Raw genomic sequence first — 19,660 nt, 5'->3', positions numbered from 1 at the left:
GGCGCAGCAAGCGTGGCGCCCCTGTGGGATTAAACGCGTTTTTCCAACAGTACGCCGCATTCCATATGATGGGTGTACGGGAACTGATCGAACAATGCCAGACGGCTGATTTGATGCGTTTCCTGCAACGTCTCCAGATTGGCGCACAGCGTTTCCGGGTTGCATGAGATATACAAAATACGCGGATAGGCCTGCACCATTTTTACCGTTTCATCATCCAGCCCGCTGCGCGGCGGATCGACGAAAATGGTTTCGCAGTTATAGCTGCTCAGATCGATACCCTTCAAACGATTAAACTCGCGTACTCCGTTCATCGCCTGGGTAAAGTCTTCCGCCGCCATACGGATAATCTGTACGTTGTCGATATGATTGGCGGCAATGTTGTATTGCGCCGCAGCAACGGAAGGCTTGGCTATTTCTGTGGCCAGCACCCGCTCGAAGTTACGCGCCAGCGCCAGGGAGAAGTTGCCGTTGCCGCAATACAGCTCCAGCAGATCGCCTTTAGAGCCGGCGGTCACGTCCAGCGCCCATTCCAGCATCTGTATGTTCATCGCCGCATTCGGCTGGGTAAAGCTGTTTTCCACCTGACGGTAAATCATGTCGCGGCCGGCGACCGGCAGGACTTCGTCTACATAATCCTGATCCAGCATGATTTTCATCTTCGACGCGCGACCAATCAACTGCAGGTCAAAGCCCTGGGCACGGAGATCATCCCGCAGCTTTTCTGCCTGCCGCTGCCATTCGTCGTCCAGCTTACGGTGATACAGCAGCGAGGCGATGATTTTGCCGCTGCGCGTAGACAGGTAATCAATCTGGAACAGCTTGCGGCGCAAAATAGGATCCGGCTTGATGGCGGCGATCAGTGCGCTCATCAGGCGGTTAATCAATTCGCTGGCGGCAGGAAACTGCTCGACGCGGATGCGTTGCTTGGTCTGCTGGTCAAACATGATGTGGTACATCTCGTCTTCATCATGCCAGATGCGGAATTCGGCGCGCATGCGGTAGTGTTCGACTTGCGAGCGGAACACTTCCGGCTCGGGTGCCGTGAACGGTGACATCAGCGTCTTCAGCCGGGCAGTTTTTTCCGCCAGTTGGTCATCGTAACGTTCAATAGGCAAATTCTCGGGCGTCATGTTTCTTCTCGTCAGGCAAATTTGATCAGCGGGGATTGTAGGGAATCAGTCCGTGAAGTCCAGTTTTGTCTTGTTTATTATTTGTAACATTGATAGCAGTCTAGACATCTATTTACATTGATCGTAGCATTGTCGTCCGGCCTCAAGCAGCGAGTGAAAAGGGAATCCGGTGTGAATCCGGAGCTGACGCGCAGCGGTAAGGGGAAGTCACGGCGATAGCGTTTTACGCAGACACTGTCCATTGCAGGACGGGAAGTCATCGCCCGGTGCGGGTAGCCAAGAGGTCGCCCGCAACTCCCAAGCCCGAAGACCTGCCGGTGTTACGTCGCAATGTCCGTGGCCGTCGCGAAATACCGGCCATGATCCTGCGGCATCCGCCAATTAAGTTTGGATGCTTTTTCATGACAATTACAAAAAATACGCTGCTGGCGGTGGTTTCCTCCGTCACGGCTTTTTCTGGATGGGCGCAAGACAACACCACAGCCAATAACAGCGATAATCTGGTGGTTTCCGCCAACCGCTTCCCACAGCCGGTTTCTTCCGTGCTGGCACCCACGTCCGTCGTCACCCGTGATGAAATCGACCGCTGGCAGGCAAAAAGCCTGACCGACGTGATGCGCCGCCTGCCGGGCGTAGACGTGGGGCAAAACGGTGGTCTGGGGCAAAAAAGCTCGCTGTTCATTCGCGGCACCAATTCCAGCCACGTGCTGGTACTGATTGACGGTATTCGTCTTAATCAGGCCGGTATCAGCGGCTCTTCCGATCTCAGCCAGATCCCGATCTCGCTGGTGCAGAAAGTTGAATATATTCGTGGCCCACGTTCGGCCGTTTATGGCTCCGATGCCATTGGCGGCGTGGTTAACATTATTACCACCCGCGAAAAGAACGGCACTACGCTTTCCGCCGGTGTGGGGTCTAACGGCTACCAGGCCTATGACGCGTCTACTCAGCAACAGCTGGGCGACAGCACGGTTGCCACGGTCGCCGGTAACTACACCTATACCAAAGGCTATGATGTGGTGGCCTACGGCAGTACCGGCATGCAAAGCCAGCAGGATCGCGACGGCTTTATGAGCAAGTCGTTGTACGGCGCTGTTGATCATCAGTTCAACGAGGCTATCAGCGGTTTTGTTCGTGGTTACGGTTATGACAACCGCACGGCTTACGACGCTTATTACTCTTCGCCAACCAGCGCGCTGGTTGATACCCGTAAGCTGTATAGCCAGACCTGGGATACCGGCCTGCGTTATAAGGAAGGTATCTACGCAACGCAGTTGATTGGCAGCTACAGCCACAGCAAGGATTATGATTACGATCCTCGTCGCGGCATGCATGACAGCTCAGCCAGCCTGGTTGACTCCGAGCAGTACAACCTGCAATGGGGAAATACCCTTCAGGTGGGTCAGGGTACGGTCAGCTCAGGGATTGACTGGCAACATCAGCAAATCAAGCCAGACTCCACCACGGTTAACGGTGAGAAAACGCAGCGCAACGCCGGTGTTTATCTTACTGCGCAGCAGTTGGTCGGGCCGGTCACCCTGGAAGGGGCGGTTCGCGGCGACGATCACTCAGAATTCGGTTGGCATGGCACCTGGCAAACCAGCGCGGGCTGGGAGTTCATTGAAGGGTACCGTTTCATCGCTTCCTACGGCACGGCATTCAAAGCCCCTAATATGGGTCAACTGTATGGCAACTTCGGCAATAATACCGATCTGAAGCCGGAAGAAAGCAAGCAGTGGGAAGGGGGCTTTGAAGGTTTGACCGGGCCGGTAACCTGGCGCGTGTCCGGATACCGCAACGACATTGATAACCTGATTGATTCCACCGGCGAGACCAACTACGTTTATTACAATGTTGGCAAAGCCACTATTAAAGGTATTGAAGCAACGGCTTCATTCGACACGGGGCCGTTAACCCATCACATTGGTTACGACTATGTCGATCCGCGCAATGCCAAAACCAACGAAGTGCTGTTGCGTCGTGCCAAACAGCAGGTGAAGTATGAGCTGGATTGGCAGGTCTATGATTTTGACTGGGCGGTCACCTATCAATACCTGGGTGAGCGTTATGATAAAGACTACAGCACCTATCCAGAGCAAAGCGTCAAACTCGGCGGTGTCAGCCTGTGGGATCTCGCAGTTTCGTATCCGGTCACATCTCATCTGACAGTTCGTGGTAGAATCGCCAACCTGTTTGATAAAGATTATGAGACGGCTTATGGCTACGCTACTCCAGGAAGAGAATACTACCTCACTGGAAGCTATACCTTCTAACACCCCTGCTACGGCCCGTCCGACGGTGCTGGTATTTGATTCCGGCGTCGGCGGGTTATCGGTGTACCAAGAGGTTCGGCAATTGCTGCCGGACCTCCACTATATATACGCCTTCGATAATGTGGCGTTTCCCTACGGCGAGAAATCCGAAGAGTTTATTGTTGAGCGCGTGCTGGAGATTGTCAGCGCGGTGCAGCACCGGCATCCTCTGGCGATAGTCATCATCGCTTGTAACACGGCCAGTACGGTCTCCCTGCCGGCCCTGCGCGAACGCTTTACCTTCCCGGTTGTCGGCGTGGTGCCTGCCATCAAGCCCGCAGCCCGCCTGACCGCCAATGGTGTGGTGGGCCTGCTGGCTACCCGCGGTACCGTACAGCGTACTTATACCCATGAGCTGATCGCCCGTTTCGCTACCGATTGCAAGATCGAGCTGCTTGGCTCCTCTGAGCTGGTGGAACTGGCTGAAGCCAAGCTGCATGGCGAAGCCGTACCGCTGCCGGCGCTGAAGAAAATTCTCCATCCATGGCTGAGCATGCGCGAGCCACCGGATACCGTGGTACTCGGTTGCACCCATTTCCCTTTATTAGCAGAAGAGCTGATGCAGGTGTTGCCTGAGGGAACCCGACTGATCGATTCCGGCGCGGCGATTGCCCGTCGTACCGCATGGCTGATTTCGACGCAGGAAAATCTGGTGTCGACGCAGGAAGAGAATCTGGCGTATTGCATGGCGTTAAATGAAGATACTGACGCTTTATTGCCCGTTCTGCAGGGATATGGCTTTAAATCGTTGAAAAAACTGCCTCTTTAAGGCTGTTTTGGTTAAATGTTAAACTGTCGGAAAAAATATTGAAATTAGGGGTTGCGGCCTTCTGAGAACTCCCTATAATGCGCCTCCACTGACCGGGAACAACGACTCCTCTAACGAGAACCAGTCGCCCAGCCAGAAAGATTCAAGCCGGTGAAAACACCGTTTCTTAATAAGAAAAAAGCTTGACTCTTCAGGTGAAAAGCGTAATATACGCCACCTCGAGTTAGCAACCTAACTCACTGCTCTTTAACAATTTATCAGACAATCTGTGTGGGCACTCCACAAGACGATATCCAGAACCTTCGGGTTCGAAAAAATATCAAGTCTTGAAGAGTGACCAAGCAATAAGTCAGTCGGTTGATTCGTCAACGGTCTGATTATTACGAAAGTTAATTTTCGAGCATCGCTTCACGAGTTGAAGCAAATCAAGCTTTTAATTGAAGAGTTTGATCATGGCTCAGATTGAACGCTGGCGGCAGGCCTAACACATGCAAGTCGAGCGGTAGCACAGGAGAGCTTGCTCTCCGGGTGACGAGCGGCGGACGGGTGAGTAATGTCTGGGAAACTGCCTGATGGAGGGGGATAACTACTGGAAACGGTAGCTAATACCGCATAACGTCTTCGGACCAAAGTGGGGGACCTTCGGGCCTCATGCCATCAGATGTGCCCAGATGGGATTAGCTAGTAGGTGGGGTAATGGCTCACCTAGGCGACGATCCCTAGCTGGTCTGAGAGGATGACCAGCCACACTGGAACTGAGACACGGTCCAGACTCCTACGGGAGGCAGCAGTGGGGAATATTGCACAATGGGCGCAAGCCTGATGCAGCCATGCCGCGTGTGTGAAGAAGGCCTTCGGGTTGTAAAGCACTTTCAGCGAGGAGGAAGGGTTCAGTGTTAATAGCACTGTGCATTGACGTTACTCGCAGAAGAAGCACCGGCTAACTCCGTGCCAGCAGCCGCGGTAATACGGAGGGTGCAAGCGTTAATCGGAATTACTGGGCGTAAAGCGCACGCAGGCGGTTTGTTAAGTCAGATGTGAAATCCCCGCGCTTAACGTGGGAACTGCATTTGAAACTGGCAAGCTAGAGTCTTGTAGAGGGGGGTAGAATTCCAGGTGTAGCGGTGAAATGCGTAGAGATCTGGAGGAATACCGGTGGCGAAGGCGGCCCCCTGGACAAAGACTGACGCTCAGGTGCGAAAGCGTGGGGAGCAAACAGGATTAGATACCCTGGTAGTCCACGCTGTAAACGATGTCGACTTGGAGGTTGTGCCCTTGAGGCGTGGCTTCCGGAGCTAACGCGTTAAGTCGACCGCCTGGGGAGTACGGCCGCAAGGTTAAAACTCAAATGAATTGACGGGGGCCCGCACAAGCGGTGGAGCATGTGGTTTAATTCGATGCAACGCGAAGAACCTTACCTACTCTTGACATCCAGAGAATTCGCTAGAGATAGCTTAGTGCCTTCGGGAACTCTGAGACAGGTGCTGCATGGCTGTCGTCAGCTCGTGTTGTGAAATGTTGGGTTAAGTCCCGCAACGAGCGCAACCCTTATCCTTTGTTGCCAGCGCGTCATGGCGGGAACTCAAAGGAGACTGCCGGTGATAAACCGGAGGAAGGTGGGGATGACGTCAAGTCATCATGGCCCTTACGAGTAGGGCTACACACGTGCTACAATGGCGTATACAAAGAGAAGCGAACTCGCGAGAGCAAGCGGACCTCATAAAGTACGTCGTAGTCCGGATCGGAGTCTGCAACTCGACTCCGTGAAGTCGGAATCGCTAGTAATCGTAGATCAGAATGCTACGGTGAATACGTTCCCGGGCCTTGTACACACCGCCCGTCACACCATGGGAGTGGGTTGCAAAAGAAGTAGGTAGCTTAACCTTCGGGAGGGCGCTTACCACTTTGTGATTCATGACTGGGGTGAAGTCGTAACAAGGTAACCGTAGGGGAACCTGCGGTTGGATCACCTCCTTACCTAATGATATTGATTCGCGTGAAGTGCTCACACAGATTGTCTGATGAAAAAGTAACGAGCAGAAATACCTTTAATAGGCTTGTAGCTCAGGTGGTTAGAGCGCACCCCTGATAAGGGTGAGGTCGGTGGTTCAAGTCCACTCAGGCCTACCAATTCTTTCCCATACTGCGTTGCTTCACCGCATGGCTGTAAAGCCGCGTGGCGCCGCGTCTTGTTTGGAATCGAATGAGGTAATAAAGGTATCTGCAAGTGACTGTATGGGGCTATAGCTCAGCTGGGAGAGCGCCTGCCTTGCACGCAGGAGGTCAGCGGTTCGATCCCGCTTAGCTCCACCATATAGTCCTGTATCAATACTTCAGAGTGTACTGGTAACAGTATGCTGCGAAGTATTTTGCTCTTTAACAATCTGGAACAAGCTGAAAATTGAAACATGACAGCTGAAACTTATCCCTCCGTAGAACTATTGGGGTAAGGATTAACCTGTCATAGAGTCTCTCAAATAAACAGCACGACAGTGTTCTCTGTTTACAGAAACACCTTCGGGTTGTGAGGTTAAGTGACTAAGCGTACACGGTGGATGCCTAGGCAGTCAGAGGCGATGAAGGGCGTGCTAATCTGCGATAAGCGTCGGTAAGGTGATATGAACCGTTATAACCGGCGATACCCGAATGGGGAAACCCAGTGCAATTCGTTGCACTATCATACGATGAATACATAGTCGTATGAGGCGAACCGGGGGAACTGAAACATCTAAGTACCCCGAGGAAAAGAAATCAACCGAGATTCCCCCAGTAGCGGCGAGCGAACGGGGAGGAGCCCAGAACCTGAATCAGTTCTTGTGTTAGTGGAAGCGTCTGGAAAGTCGCACAGTAAAGGGTGATAGTCCCGTACACTAAAATGCATTAATTGTGAGTTCGATGAGTAGGGCGGGACACGTGACATCCTGTCTGAATATGGGGGGACCATCCTCCAAGGCTAAATACTCCTGACTGACCGATAGTGAACCAGTACCGTGAGGGAAAGGCGAAAAGAACCCCGGCGAGGGGAGTGAAATAGAACCTGAAACCGTGTACGTACAAGCAGTGGGAGCCTACTTTGTTGGGTGACTGCGTACCTTTTGTATAATGGGTCAGCGACTTATATTTTGTAGCAAGGTTAACCGTATAGGGGAGCCGTAGGGAAACCGAGTCTTAACTGGGCGAATAGTTGCAAGGTATAGACCCGAAACCCGGTGATCTAGCCATGGGCAGGTTGAAGGTTGGGTAACACTAACTGGAGGACCGAACCGACTAATGTTGAAAAATTAGCGGATGACTTGTGGCTGGGGGTGAAAGGCCAATCAAACCGGGAGATAGCTGGTTCTCCCCGAAAGCTATTTAGGTAGCGCCTCGTGAACTCATCTTCGGGGGTAGAGCACTGTTTCGGCTAGGGGGCCATCCCGGCTTACCAAACCGATGCAAACTCCGAATACCGAAGAATGTTATCACGGGAGACACACGGCGGGTGCTAACGTCCGTCGTGAAGAGGGAAACAACCCAGACCGCCAGCTAAGGTCCCAAAGTCATGGTTAAGTGGGAAACGATGTGGGAAGGCATAGACAGCCAGGATGTTGGCTTAGAAGCAGCCATCATTTAAAGAAAGCGTAATAGCTCACTGGTCGAGTCGGCCTGCGCGGAAGATGTAACGGGGCTAAACCATGCACCGAAGCTGCGGCAGCGACGCTTAGGCGTTGTTGGGTAGGGGAGCGTTCTGTAAGCCGTTGAAGGTGACCTGTGAGGGTTGCTGGAGGTATCAGAAGTGCGAATGCTGACATAAGTAACGATAAAGCGGGTGAAAAACCCGCTCGCCGGAAGACCAAGGGTTCCTGTCCAACGTTAATCGGGGCAGGGTGAGTCGACCCCTAAGGCGAGGCCGAAAGGCGTAGTCGATGGGAAACAGGTTAATATTCCTGTACTCGGTGTTACTGCGAAGGGGGGACGGAGAAGGCTAGGCTAGCCGGGCGACGGTTGTCCCGGTTTAAGCGTGTAGGGGGAGTGACCTGGTAAATCCGGTTGCTTATTCAACCCTGAGGCGTGATGACGATGCACTACGGTGCAGAAGTAGTTGATGCCAAGCTTCCAGGAAAAGCCTCTAAGCATCAGGTAACACAGAATCGTACCCCAAACCGACACAGGTGGTCAGGTAGAGAATACCAAGGCGCTTGAGAGAACTCGGGTGAAGGAACTAGGCAAAATGGTGCCGTAACTTCGGGAGAAGGCACGCTGGCGCGTAGGTGAAGAGACTTGCTCTCGGAGCTGAAGCCAGTCGCAGATACCAGCTGGCTGCAACTGTTTAATAAAAACACAGCACTGTGCAAACACGAAAGTGGACGTATACGGTGTGACGCCTGCCCGGTGCTGGAAGGTTAATTGATGGGGTCAGCCGCAAGGCGAAGCTCTTGATCGAAGCCCCAGTAAACGGCGGCCGTAACTATAACGGTCCTAAGGTAGCGAAATTCCTTGTCGGGTAAGTTCCGACCTGCACGAATGGCGTAATGATGGCCAGGCTGTCTCCACCCGAGACTCAGTGAAATTGAACTCGCTGTGAAGATGCAGTGTACCCGCGGCAAGACGGAAAGACCCCGTGAACCTTTACTATAGCTTGACACTGAACATTGAGCCTTGATGTGTAGGATAGGTGGGAGGCTTTGAAGCGTGGACGCCAGTCTGCGTGGAGCCAACCTTGAAATACCACCCTTTAATGTTTGATGTTCTAACTCGGCCCCGTAATCCGGGGTGAGGACAGTGTCTGGTGGGTAGTTTGACTGGGGCGGTCTCCTCCCAAAGAGTAACGGAGGAGCACGAAGGTTAGCTAATCACGGTCGGACATCGTGAGGTTAGTGCAAAGGCATAAGCTAGCTTGACTGCGAGAGTGACGGCTCGAGCAGGTACGAAAGTAGGTCTTAGTGATCCGGTGGTTCTGAATGGAAGGGCCATCGCTCAACGGATAAAAGGTACTCCGGGGATAACAGGCTGATACCGCCCAAGAGTTCATATCGACGGCGGTGTTTGGCACCTCGATGTCGGCTCATCACATCCTGGGGCTGAAGTAGGTCCCAAGGGTATGGCTGTTCGCCATTTAAAGTGGTACGCGAGCTGGGTTTAGAACGTCGTGAGACAGTTCGGTCCCTATCTGCCGTGGGCGTTGGAAGATTGAGAGGGGTTGCTCCTAGTACGAGAGGACCGGAGTGAACGCACCACTGGTGTTCGGGTTGTCATGCCAATGGCACTGCCCGGTAGCTAAGTGCGGAAAAGATAAGCGCTGAAAGCATCTAAGCGCGAAACTTGCCTCGAGATGAGTCTTCCCTGGGCCTTTAAGGCCCCTGAAGGAACGTTTAAGACTAAGACGTTGATAGGCTGGGTGTGTAAGTGCAGCGATGCATTGAGCTAACCAGTACTAATGATCCGTGAGGCTTAACCTTACAACACCAAAGGTGTTTTAGAGAGACAGATTTTCAGCGAAGTTCCGAGATTGGTTTCAATGGCTACGTGAGTAGCGGTTGGAATGAAACAGAATTTGCCTGGCGGCAATAGCGCGGTGGTCCCACCTGACCCCATGCCGAACTCAGAAGTGAAACGCCGTAGCGCCGATGGTAGTGTGGGGTCTCCCCATGCGAGAGTAGGACACTGCCAGGCATCAAATAAACGTTATCAGCCTGACGACTGGTAATGAGCAGGATCGCCAAGCGCGGTTTTGCCCATATCGAAAGATATGACGTAAAAGAATCGGTGGAGCGGTAGTTCAGTTGGTTAGAATACCTGCCTGTCACGCAGGGGGTCGCGGGTTCGAGCCCCGTCCGTTCCGCCACTTATTTAAATTATGCCTGCTAACTTAGCAGGCATAATGTTAAGCGAGATTTAGGGGCGTAGCTCAGTTGGTAGAGCACCGGTCTCCAAAACCGGGTGTCGCGAGTTCGAGTCTCTCCGCCCCTGCCATATTAGAAACCCTTTGCGAAAGCGAAGGGTTTTTTTTGCGTGAAATTTCCCCATCTCCCACAATTCCCCTGAAAGATCGCTTAAAACTCCCACCGAAATCGTTCCCAATTTAGACATTTTTGGCTGGATCCATGTACAAAATGGTTGTTCTGCCGTGATGTGATGCTGCGCATTATTCCTGCCTGATTTTCGACTACACCTAATGTGTGTCCAACCCTAAGGACACCCACTTCACCAGAAAAAATGCAGCATACACAACAACGATAATCCCTGTCCGGCGTGGTTCCATGTCAGGGCAGCGCGAGGAGAACAACATGGTTAGACGTCTGCTGTTAGCGGCCGCCATTACTGGCGCCTTGGTAGGTACGGGACAGGCGGCACCGCTGGTCGTCGGCTTTTCACAGATTGGTTCCGAATCGGGTTGGCGTTCGGCGGAAACCAAGGTCTCGAAACAGGAAGCGGAAAAGCGGGATATCACGCTGAAAATCGCCGATGCGCAGCAAAAACAGGAAAACCAGATCAAAGCGGTCAGATCTTTTATTGCTCAGGGCGTTGACGCCATTTTCATTGCCCCTGTTGTCGCCACCGGCTGGACGCCTGTGCTGCAGGAAGCCAAAGAGGCCAAGATCCCGGTATTCCTGCTCGACCGAATGATTGAGGTAAACGACCCTTCGCTGTATACCGCGGCGGTGGCTTCTGACAGCGTGCACGAAGGTAAAGTCGCAGGAGAATGGCTGGTGAAAGAGGTCGCCGGCAAGCCTTGCAACGTGGTGGAGCTGCAGGGCACCGTGGGCGCCAGCGTTGCCCTCAACCGTAAGAAGGGTTTTGCTGACGGCATAGCCTCTGCCGCCAACGTTAAGATCATCCGCTCGCAATCAGGCGATTTCACGCGCAGCAAAGGCAAAGAAGTGATGGAAAGCTTCATCAAGGCCGAGCAAAACGGCAAAAATATTTGCGCCGTTTATGCACATAACGACGACATGGCAATCGGCGCCATCCAGGCGATCAAAGAGGCAGGCTTAAAGCCGGGCTCACAGATCAAAATCGTTTCTATCGACGGTGTGCCTGACATATTCAAGGCGATGATGGACGGTGAAGCCAATGCCACGGTCGAGCTAACGCCGAATATGGCCGGTCCGGCGTTTGATGCGCTGCTGGCGATGAAGAAAGACGGTACCCCGCCGCCGAAGTTTATCCAGACCGAGTCTAAGCTGCTGCAACCGGATACGGCTAAACAGGAATTCGAGCTGAAGAAAAGCATGGGTTATTAATCTACTCACCGGCGGAACAGCAGATGGTTAACTCTCAGACGACGTTATTGACGATTAAGGGATTATCCGTTGAATTTCCTGGCGTAAAAGCGCTGGAGCAGGTTGATGTCACGTTGCAGCGCGGAGAAATCATGGCGCTGCTGGGCGAAAATGGCGCGGGGAAATCTACGCTGATCAAAGCGTTGACCGGGGTTTATCAACGTTCCGCCGGCGAGGTATTACTGGAAGGCATCGCCATTGCCCCGCAGAGCACCGCGCAGGCGCAGACGCTGGGTATTGGCACGGTTTATCAGGAAGTTAACTTGCTGGCGAACATCTCGGTGGCCGCCAACCTGTTCATCGGGCGAGAACCCACGCGCTTTGGCCTGATCGATCAAAAAAAGCTGCTGCGCCAGGCTCAGCAGCTTTTACTGGGGTATGGGCTACAGTTGGATGTCAGCCAGCCGCTGGGTAATTACTCCATTGCTATCCAGCAGATTATCGCTATCGCGCGGGCCGTCGACCTGTCCGCCAAAGTCTTGATTCTTGATGAGCCGACCGCCAGCCTGGATGCCAAAGAGGTCAGCATGCTGCTGGACATTCTCAGCCAGCTCCGTAGCCAGGGATTGGGGATGATCTTTGTTACCCATTTCCTCGATCAGGTTTATCGCATCAGCGATCGCATCACCGTACTGCGCAACGGTAAGTTAGTGGGAACGAAAGCCACCGCCGACTTACCGCGTATGGAACTGGTTCAGATGATGCTCGGCTATGCCTTTGATGAGTCATTACTGAAACGCAGCGAGCATACGCCCACAGAGGCGTCATCGTTGGTTGAATTCAGCGGTTATGGGCGGCGCGGGATGGTTGAGCCCTTCGACCTACAGATTCGTCCGGGTGAGATTGTAGGGCTGGCCGGGCTGCTGGGATCGGGGCGTACCGAAACGGCTCAGCTCATATTCGGTATCAAACCGCGCGATAACGGCAGAGTAAAAGTCGAAGGGCGTGTGGTGAACATCCGGACGCCACGTAACGCCGCCAGCCTCGGCTTTGGGTATTGCCCCGAAGACCGTAAGACCGATGGGATCATCGGTGCTGCGACCGTGCGGGAAAATATCATTTTGGCCCTGCAGGCTCAACGCGGCTGGCTAAGGCCGCTCTCGCTGAAAGAGCAAACCCGCATTACTGAAAGCTATATCCAACTGTTGGGCATTCGTACTCCGGGGCCAGAACAGCAAATCCAGTATCTGTCCGGTGGTAATCAGCAGAAGGTGCTGTTGTCACGTTGGCTGGCGACGAAACCCCGTTTTCTGATCCTGGATGAACCAACGCGCGGCATTGACGTTGGCGCACATTCTGAAATCATTCGCTTGATCGAAAAACTCTGTGACGAAGGTCTGGCATTGTTGGTGATCTCCTCCGAACTGGAGGAACTGGTGGGTTATGCCGATCGCATCGTTGTGCTTCGAGATCGGAAACACGTAGCGCAGCTCGAACATAACGCCATTACGGTGCCTGCGATCATGCAGGTAATAGCCGCACAACAGGGGGCCGGATGAACCTCAGGAGTTTCTCCATGACCAGTGGGCCGCGTAAAGTCAGGTGGGTTATCCCTGCCGGAGCAACGCAACTGGGGGCGCTGGCGGTGATTTTGCTGATCGACAGCCTGGTCGCCCCGAATTTCTTTTCCCTGCATATTCAGGACGGTCGACTGTTTGGCAGCGTAATCGACATTGTTAATCGCGGCGCACCGGTCGCGTTATTGGCATTGGGCATGACGTTGGTGATCGCCACCGGTGGTATCGACCTTTCCGTGGGGGCGGTGATGGCGATAGCCGGTGCCACGGCGGCAACGCTGACCAGCGCCGGTTATCCGCTGAGCTATGTACTGGCAGCCGCCCTGGCGGTTGGCGCACTGTGCGGCCTGTGGAACGGGTTTTTGGTGGCGGTGCTGCAGATACAGCCGATTGTTGCCACGCTGATGCTGATGGTGGCCGGGCGCGGCATTGCCCAACTGATTACCGAAGGGCAAATTGTCACCTTTGAGCGAGAGGGGTTGGCGTGGCTCGGCAGCGGTGCGCTGATGTATTTGCCGATGCCGGCGATCATTGCTGCGGTCATGCTGCTGTTGATCTGGCTGTTAACGCGTAAAACGGCATTGGGACTGTTTATCGAAGCTGTTGGCATCAATCTGCGCTCCGCGCGTAATGCCGGCGTCAGCACCGGCTGGGTGGTGATGGCGGTGTATGTGATCTGCGGGCTGTGCGCTGCCGTTGCTGGCGTTATCGTCACGGCGGATATCCGTGGCGCTGACGCCAACAATGCCGGGTTGTGGTTGGAATTGGATGCGATCCTGGCGGTTGTGATTGGCGGCGGTTCACTGTTGGGCGGCCGTTTTAACCTGCTGTTGTCGGTGGTGGGGGCATTAATTATTCAGGGGATGAATACTGGCATTCTGCTGTCCGGCTATCGGCCTGAGTTTAACCTGGTGTTGAAGGCAATTGTGGTGTTGGCGGTATTGATGGTGCAATCGCCAAGCTTCACGCTGCGCCACCTGCTTGGGAGAAGAAAACCATGATCAAACGTAATCTTCCGCTGCTGATTACCCTCCTGGTGTTCCTTCTGGGCTACGCTTTTTGTCTCACGCAGTTTCCCGGCTTTGCCTCAACGCGGGTGTGGTGCGATTTGCTGACCGACAACGCCTTTCTGGGCATCGTCGCGGTCGGCATGACGTTTGTGATCCTTTCCGGCGGTATCGATCTGTCTGTCGGCTCGGTGATCGCCTTCACCGGGGTGCTGCTGGCCAAGTTGATCGGGACTTACGGCATTGCACCGGGTTATGCGTTCATCATCGCGCTGTTGCTGGGGGCGTCGTTTGGCGCGCTGATGGGCTGGATCATTGATGTACTGAAGCTACCGGCGTTTATTATCACGCTGGCCGGAATGTTCTTCGTGCGGGGCATGAGTTTTATTGTTTCGGAGGAATCGATTCCCATCGATCATCCGCTGTATGTGACGCTGGCAAACTATGCCTGGAAACTGCCGGGCGGTGGGCGTTTTACATTGTTGGCGCTGGTGATGCTATTGGTTGTGGCGGTCGGCATGGTGCTGGCACACCGTACGCGCTTTGGGCATAACGTCTACGCAATCGGCGGTAATCGGATCTCTGCCGCACTGATGGGCGTACCGGTACAACGCATCACCGTACTGATTTATATGCTCTCAAGCACGCTGGCTGCACTGTCTGGGATCATTTTCTCGCTATATACCTCGGCAGGTTATGCGTTGGCGGCCAGCGGCGTGGAGTTGGATGCCATTGCTGCCGTCGTGATTGGCGGCACCTTGTTGACCGGTGGTGTAGGCACCGTTTTGGGCACGCTGTTTGGCGTGCTGATCCAGGGATTGATTCAGAGCTACATCACCTTCGACGGCACGCTCAGTTCGTGGTGGACAAAAATCGTTATCGGTATTCTGCTGTTCTGCTTTATCGGCCTTCAGAAGGCGATAAGCGCGTTTTGGCTCAGCAGGCGAACCCAATCTCGGGCTCCTCGGTTGAAGCCGTTGTAGCGCCTCATGCTGAGGTTTTCAAAGGTATTTTCAGCAGTTGGCGGATCAGCGGCTGCTGGTCACTATTTTGCAACCAGACGGCGTACAGCGGGCGGATAATGGCCGGGATCTCGGCGATGGCGGTCAACTGCGGGTAATCCTTCTCCCACTGACTGGGCAGGAAGGCGCAGCCACCGGTGGTTTCCAGCAGTTGCCGGGTCAGGTGCGCAGAGGTGGTGGTGAGCACCGGCAGAGTGTCGCTCTCCAGCATGCGGCTTTCCTGCTGATGGAAATCCGCCCCCCACTCCAGTTTGATATAGGGCATCGGCGCATGTTGATCGCGCAGGGTGGAAGAGAACAGCCGCAACGAGAAATTGCCCAACAGCTGGCTGGCCAGTTCATCCATCTTTGGCGGCTCGGTGGTGATGAGCAAATCGAGCTGTCTTTCATGCAGCTGTTTTACCAAAGAGTGCCGTAGCGCCACCCTGGCTTCCAGCTGCAATGCCTCACGTTGCTGATAGAGCGACTGCAGCCAGGGGGTCAAATAAGCCTCCCACAATGACGCCGTGGCACCGATGGATAACTCGGTATGTTGCAGTGAACGCACCACCTCTTTTTTCGCCAATTGCCAGGTCATCATCAGGCTCTCCGCATAGGGCAAAAGCCGCTCCCCAGCGGGCGTCAGGCGGATATTGTTGCGGTGGCGGGTGAACAGATTCGCGCCCAATTGGTTTTCTAACTGGCGGATGCGGAAACTGACGGCAGACTGCGTTAAGTACAAGGATTCTGCGGCTCGGCCAAAGTGACGCGTTCTACTGACCTCCAAAAAGGTTTTCAGTAATTCGGTATCCACACCCATCTCCAGTAATTTTTATCGTTAAGATTTAAATGTTTTGTTTTACACAATGTCAAGCCTATCTAATACTCCGCGCCATAAACAGCACGGCCATGAGAGAATTAGGAGCGTGTCAGATGGCGGATAGCTTCACCACGACCAATCGTTTTTTTGATAATAAACATTACCCTCGCGGGTTCTCCCGTCACGGCGATTTCACCATTAAAGAAGCGCAATTGCTAGAGCGTTTCGGGTATGCGTTCAACGAGCTGGATATGGGTAAACGCCAGCCGGCCACTGAAGAAGAACAGTTGTTCGTCGCAGTGTGCCACGGTGAGCGCGAACCGGTTACCGAGCAGGAAAAAGTATGGGCTAAATATCTGGCGCGCACACGTCGCCCGAAAAAATTCCATACCCTGTCCGGCGGTAAGCCGCAGGCTGATACGGTGGAAGATTACACCGACAGCGAGGATTGATTTTAATGGGGCCTTTGGGCCCCATTATTATTCCAGGCTGCGATGCAGCTGCAGCAGCAGGCGATCCATACTGCGGTAGCCAAGCGCTTCACTCAAGTGGCGCTTATCAATATCCCGATCTCCCGCCAAATCCGCCAGCGTGCGGGCCACTTTCAGGATCCGCTGCCAGGCGCGAACCGATAATCCCAACCTGTTTAACGTCGTTTCAAGAAAATCCGCGTCCGCAGCGTTAAGTCGACAATCCCGTTCGACCTCATGATTATTCAACAGGGCATTAATCTTTCCCGCTCGGCTGAGCTGCCTTTCGCGCGCCAACAGCACTCGCCCCCTTACCTGAGTGCTGTTTTCACCGGCAATGCGCTTTTTGCTAAGCAAGCCTGGCGGTAACAGTGGCACTTCAATCGAGAGATCGAAGCGATCGAGAAAGGGCCCTGAAAGCCGCCCAAGATAGCGAAGGACCTGCTGTGGCGATGCGCGGTTATGCATGCCCTGATAATGCCCGGTAGGGCTGGGGTTCATGGCGGCGATCAGCTGTACCCGTGCCGGAAAGCAGACTTTGGCGCTGGCGCGTGAAACCACGATCTCGCCGGACTCCAGCGGTTCGCGCAGCGCATCCAGTACCCGTCTTTCGAATTCGGGCAGTTCATCCAGAAACAGGACACCGTTGTGTGCCATGGAAATTTCACCCGGCCTCGGCAGCGAACCACCGCCGACCAGGGCAGCCATCGAGGCGCTATGGTGCGGTGCGCGAAACGGCCGTTGTCGCCACGGTAGCGCTTGCGCAGCATGATGCAGCAGGCTGGCTACCGCGATGCTTTCCAGTGCTTCCCGATCGGTCAGCGGCGGGAGAAGACCATTCAGGCGGCTGGCCAACATGGTTTTCCCGGTGCCTGGCGGGCCAACCAGCAGCAGGTTGTGGCCGCCGGCCGCAGCGATTTCCAGCGCTCGCTTTGCCTGTTCCTGGCCCAGAATATCCTGCAGATCGGCCGGTTCTGGCGAGTTGTTCATTGCCGGCGGCGCATGGGCTACCGGTAAATCTTCTTTACCCAACACAAAGGCGCACACCTCCAACAGGTGGTCCGCCACCAGGGTTTTGCTCTGCGTAATTAGCCCCACCTCCGGCCCATTGGCGGCCGCCAAAACCAATTGCCGTCCTGACTCCATAGCGGCCAGCGCGGCGGGGATGGCTCCGCTGACGCCACGTAGGGTGCCAGATAATGCCAGTTCGCCAAGAAACTCATAGCGAGCCAACTTATCGGCCGGCAGCTGTTCGGAAGCCGCCAGGATAGCCAGCGCAATAGGGAGATCATAGCGACCGCCTTCCTTGGGCAGATCGGCCGGTGCCAGATTGACGGTAATACGCCGTGCGGGAAAAGTGAAACCGTTATTGATCAAGGCGCTGCGCACCCGATCGCGCGCCTCTTTTACCGTGGTTTCCGGCAGGCCGACCATTGTCAGGCCGGGCAATCCATTACTGATATGCACTTCCACCGTAACCGAAGGGGCCTGAACGCCCAGCGTGGCCCGGGTATAGATCACTGCCAGTGACATATTGCTCTCCTTACTGAAGGCAACATGATGCGGGATGTGTTGCGTCGTCGCGCTTGGCCCTTGGAATATTTGCGCGATAAGCCGCGATTAAAATAATTGGTTTCAGATAGATAGCTGTTTTTTGTGCAGGGCTTCGCAAAGGGCGGCAATACCCCTTAACAATTACGCGAACGCTGCAACACATTAGCAGGCTAACCATATTGCAGGCGAGGGGGAAATGGGTGTATTTAACAATTGATTAAAATAAAAATCACTTAATTAACAAAATCCGACCGCCGCTGCATTCTGCCGCGGCAGCCGCTAAACCTCATGACTTCGTACTCTACGGTAGGGATAACATTATGTTTGGTTGGACACCGCTGCAACGCAATGCAGCCATCGCCAGCTTTTCAAGCTGGACGCTTGATGCTTTCGATTTCTTCGTGCTGGTCTTTCTGCTCAGCGATATCGCGCAATCTTTCCATGTCGGCATGGAGGAGGTCACGCTGGCGATCCTGCTGACGCTGGCGGTACGCCCGATCGGCGCGCTGATCTTTGGCCGTGCGGCGGAAAAATATGGCCGCAAACCGATTTTGATGCTGAATATCGTGTTCTTCTCGGTGTTTGAACTGCTGTCCGCGGCGGCACCCTCGTTGACGGTATTCCTGCTGCTGCGGGTGTTGTACGGCGTAGCGATGGGCGGGATCTGGGGCGTGGCCTCATCGCTGGCGATGGAAACCATCCCCGATCGTTCGCGTGGCCTGATGTCGGGGATTTTCCAGGCCGGCTACCCCTTTGGTTACCTGTTGGCGGCGGTAGTGTATGGCCTGCTGTTTGAAATTATCGGTTGGCGCGGCATGTTCGTGATCGGCGCGGCACCCATTTTATTGCTGCCGTTTATTTACTACTGCGTGCAGGAGTCGCCGGTGTGGCTGGCAGCCCGAGAACGCAAGGAAAGCAGCGCATTGCTGCCGGTGCTGAAGAGCCATTGGAAACTGTGCGGCTACCTGGTATTGCTGATGGCGGCGTTCAATTTCTTCTCGCACGGCACTCAGGATATGTATCCGGTGTTTTTGAAAGTTCAGCACGGTTTCGACCCTAAAACCGTCAGTATCATTGCCATTAGCTACAATATCGCATCAATTATCGGTGGCGTTTTCTTTGGAGCGCTGTCGGAAAAAATCGGCCGTAAGAAGGCGATCATCATTGCCGCCTTGCTGGCGTTGCCGGTGATCCCGCTGTGGGCGTTTTCCAGCGGCTCGCTGATGCTGGGGATTGGCGCATTCCTGATGCAGTTCATGGTACAGGGCGCCTGGGGCGTGGTGCCGACTTACCTTACCGAATTGGTGCCGGCCAATACCCGCGCGGTACTGCCGGGGTTTGTTTATCAATTGGGTAATCTGATTGCCTCGGTCAACGCCACGCTGCAGGCGACGATAGCGGAACATAACGGCCATAATTACGGGCTGGCAATGGCGATTATCGCCGGTACGGTAGCAATCGTGATTGCGTTGTTGGTGTTCTTTGGGAAGGACACGCGCGGTAAAGCGATCTCGGGTGCCGTGAAGTCTTCAGGCGTGCAGGCTAACGTTTGAATACCGGACATTTTGCACGAGGTATGACCAGATTGCGCCGAATAATAACGCAAAAAAAGTGTTGTCATGCCGCGCGGGACTATGGTACCTCTGTAGGTATTAGTTCGAAACGAGCACAGTGAACAAACCCATTATGAAAGCCTTTGCCCAAGTGATTAGCCTAGTCGTGATTAGCGTGGTGGTGATTATTATCCCACCGTGCGGGGCTGCACTTGGACGAAGAATGGCTTAGAAAACAAGCCGGAATCGCAAGAGAACCCCC

General features: G+C 54.2%; 12 protein-coding genes, 4 tRNA genes, 3 rRNA genes and 1 riboswitch. Of the genes, 16 read left to right on the top strand and 3 right to left on the bottom strand.

Annotation, left to right across the window (positions count from 1 at the left end; genetic code table 11):
• Nucleotides 1-29 precede the first annotated feature (29 nt).
• Entirely contained in the window at nucleotides 30-1,133 is a 1,104-nt protein-coding gene (gene trmA, locus LQ945_RS12595) for a tRNA (uridine(54)-C5)-methyltransferase TrmA (RefSeq protein ID WP_182823521.1), read from the bottom strand.
• Nucleotides 1,134-1,253: 120 nt separating this feature from the next.
• Nucleotides 1,254-1,467, top strand: a riboswitch (cobalamin riboswitch).
• 67 nt (nucleotides 1,468-1,534) lie between these two features.
• On the opposite strand from trmA, the gene btuB reads away from it, so the two are divergent.
• From btuB to yjfF, 13 genes are all read left to right on the top strand, one after another.
• Nucleotides 1,535-3,406 carry a TonB-dependent vitamin B12 receptor BtuB gene (btuB, locus tag LQ945_RS12590; protein WP_182823519.1) on the top strand — a complete coding sequence of 624 codons (1,872 nt, stop codon included), beginning with the start codon at nucleotides 1,535-1,537 and terminating at the stop codon, nucleotides 3,404-3,406.
• Complete coding sequence (gene murI / locus LQ945_RS12585) at nucleotides 3,351-4,214, top strand: glutamate racemase (protein ID WP_182823517.1); 864 nt, start codon at nucleotides 3,351-3,353, stop codon at nucleotides 4,212-4,214. Before btuB ends, murI begins: the two co-directional genes overlap by 56 nt.
• A gap of 434 nt (nucleotides 4,215-4,648) precedes the next feature.
• A 16S ribosomal RNA gene (locus tag LQ945_RS12580) occupies nucleotides 4,649-6,191 on the top strand.
• A 76-nt stretch (nucleotides 6,192-6,267) separates the two neighbouring features.
• Nucleotides 6,268-6,344: transfer RNA gene (locus LQ945_RS12575), tRNA-Ile, on the top strand.
• Between the two features lie 107 nt (nucleotides 6,345-6,451).
• A tRNA-Ala gene (locus LQ945_RS12570) sits at nucleotides 6,452-6,527 on the top strand.
• Nucleotides 6,528-6,742: 215 nt separating this feature from the next.
• Nucleotides 6,743-9,652, top strand: a 23S ribosomal RNA gene (locus LQ945_RS12565).
• Between the two features lie 98 nt (nucleotides 9,653-9,750).
• Nucleotides 9,751-9,866 (top strand): 5S ribosomal RNA (gene rrf / locus LQ945_RS12560).
• Together the 16S, 23S and 5S rRNA genes with 4 tRNA genes alongside form the textbook arrangement of a ribosomal RNA operon.
• A 95-nt stretch (nucleotides 9,867-9,961) precedes the next feature.
• Nucleotides 9,962-10,038: transfer RNA gene (locus LQ945_RS12555), tRNA-Asp, on the top strand.
• A 52-nt stretch (nucleotides 10,039-10,090) separates the two neighbouring features.
• Nucleotides 10,091-10,166, top strand: a tRNA-Trp gene (locus LQ945_RS12550).
• Nucleotides 10,167-10,480: 314 nt separating this feature from the next.
• On the top strand, nucleotides 10,481-11,437 hold the full coding sequence (gene ytfQ, locus LQ945_RS12545) for a galactofuranose ABC transporter, galactofuranose-binding protein YtfQ (protein WP_270100894.1): 957 nt from the start codon (nucleotides 10,481-10,483) through the stop codon (nucleotides 11,435-11,437).
• Between the two features lie 23 nt (nucleotides 11,438-11,460).
• On the top strand, nucleotides 11,461-12,975 hold the full coding sequence (locus tag LQ945_RS12540; RefSeq protein WP_270100893.1) for a sugar ABC transporter ATP-binding protein: 1,515 nt from the start codon (nucleotides 11,461-11,463) through the stop codon (nucleotides 12,973-12,975).
• 17 nt (nucleotides 12,976-12,992) lie between these two features.
• Entirely contained in the window at nucleotides 12,993-13,994 is a 1,002-nt protein-coding gene (ytfT, locus tag LQ945_RS12535; RefSeq protein WP_269936255.1) for a galactofuranose ABC transporter, ATP-binding protein YtfT, read from the top strand.
• Entirely contained in the window at nucleotides 13,991-14,983 is a 993-nt protein-coding gene (yjfF, locus tag LQ945_RS12530; RefSeq protein ID WP_270100892.1) for a galactofuranose ABC transporter, permease protein YjfF, read from the top strand. The genes ytfT and yjfF overlap by 4 nt, the downstream gene beginning before the upstream one ends.
• 4 nt (nucleotides 14,984-14,987) lie before the next feature.
• On the opposite strand, the gene hdfR is transcribed toward yjfF, so the two are convergent.
• A complete protein-coding gene (gene hdfR, locus LQ945_RS12525; RefSeq protein WP_269936253.1) occupies nucleotides 14,988-15,815 on the bottom strand; it encodes an HTH-type transcriptional regulator HdfR in 828 nt (275 codons plus the stop codon).
• Nucleotides 15,816-15,934: 119 nt separating this feature from the next.
• Here hdfR and LQ945_RS12520 point away from each other — a divergent pair, with 119 nt between their 5' ends.
• Nucleotides 15,935-16,273 (top strand): DUF413 domain-containing protein, encoded by a 339-nt coding sequence (locus LQ945_RS12520; RefSeq protein WP_270100891.1) that lies wholly within the window; start codon nucleotides 15,935-15,937, stop codon nucleotides 16,271-16,273.
• 27 nt (nucleotides 16,274-16,300) lie between these two features.
• Here LQ945_RS12520 and LQ945_RS12515 read toward each other — a convergent pair whose 3' ends face one another.
• The gene (locus tag LQ945_RS12515; protein WP_270100890.1) at nucleotides 16,301-17,824 is read right to left on the bottom strand and encodes a YifB family Mg chelatase-like AAA ATPase; all 1,524 of its coding nucleotides are present in this window, start codon (nucleotides 17,822-17,824) and stop codon (nucleotides 16,301-16,303) included.
• A gap of 341 nt (nucleotides 17,825-18,165) precedes the next feature.
• Between LQ945_RS12515 and LQ945_RS12510 the strand changes: the two genes are divergently transcribed.
• Together LQ945_RS12510 and ilvL are read left to right on the top strand one after the other, a co-directional pair.
• A complete protein-coding gene (locus tag LQ945_RS12510; protein WP_270100889.1) occupies nucleotides 18,166-19,398 on the top strand; it encodes an MFS transporter in 1,233 nt (410 codons plus the stop codon).
• Between the two features lie 133 nt (nucleotides 19,399-19,531).
• On the top strand, nucleotides 19,532-19,630 hold the full coding sequence (gene ilvL, locus LQ945_RS12505) for an ilv operon leader peptide (protein WP_015962288.1): 99 nt from the start codon (nucleotides 19,532-19,534) through the stop codon (nucleotides 19,628-19,630).
• Nucleotides 19,631-19,660 lie beyond the last annotated feature (30 nt).

Origin of the sequence: Serratia liquefaciens (assembly GCF_027594825.1) — a bacterium.
GTDB lineage: Bacteria > Pseudomonadota > Gammaproteobacteria > Enterobacterales > Enterobacteriaceae > Serratia > Serratia liquefaciens_A.
This window is presented reverse-complemented; position numbering and strand designations above follow the sequence as displayed.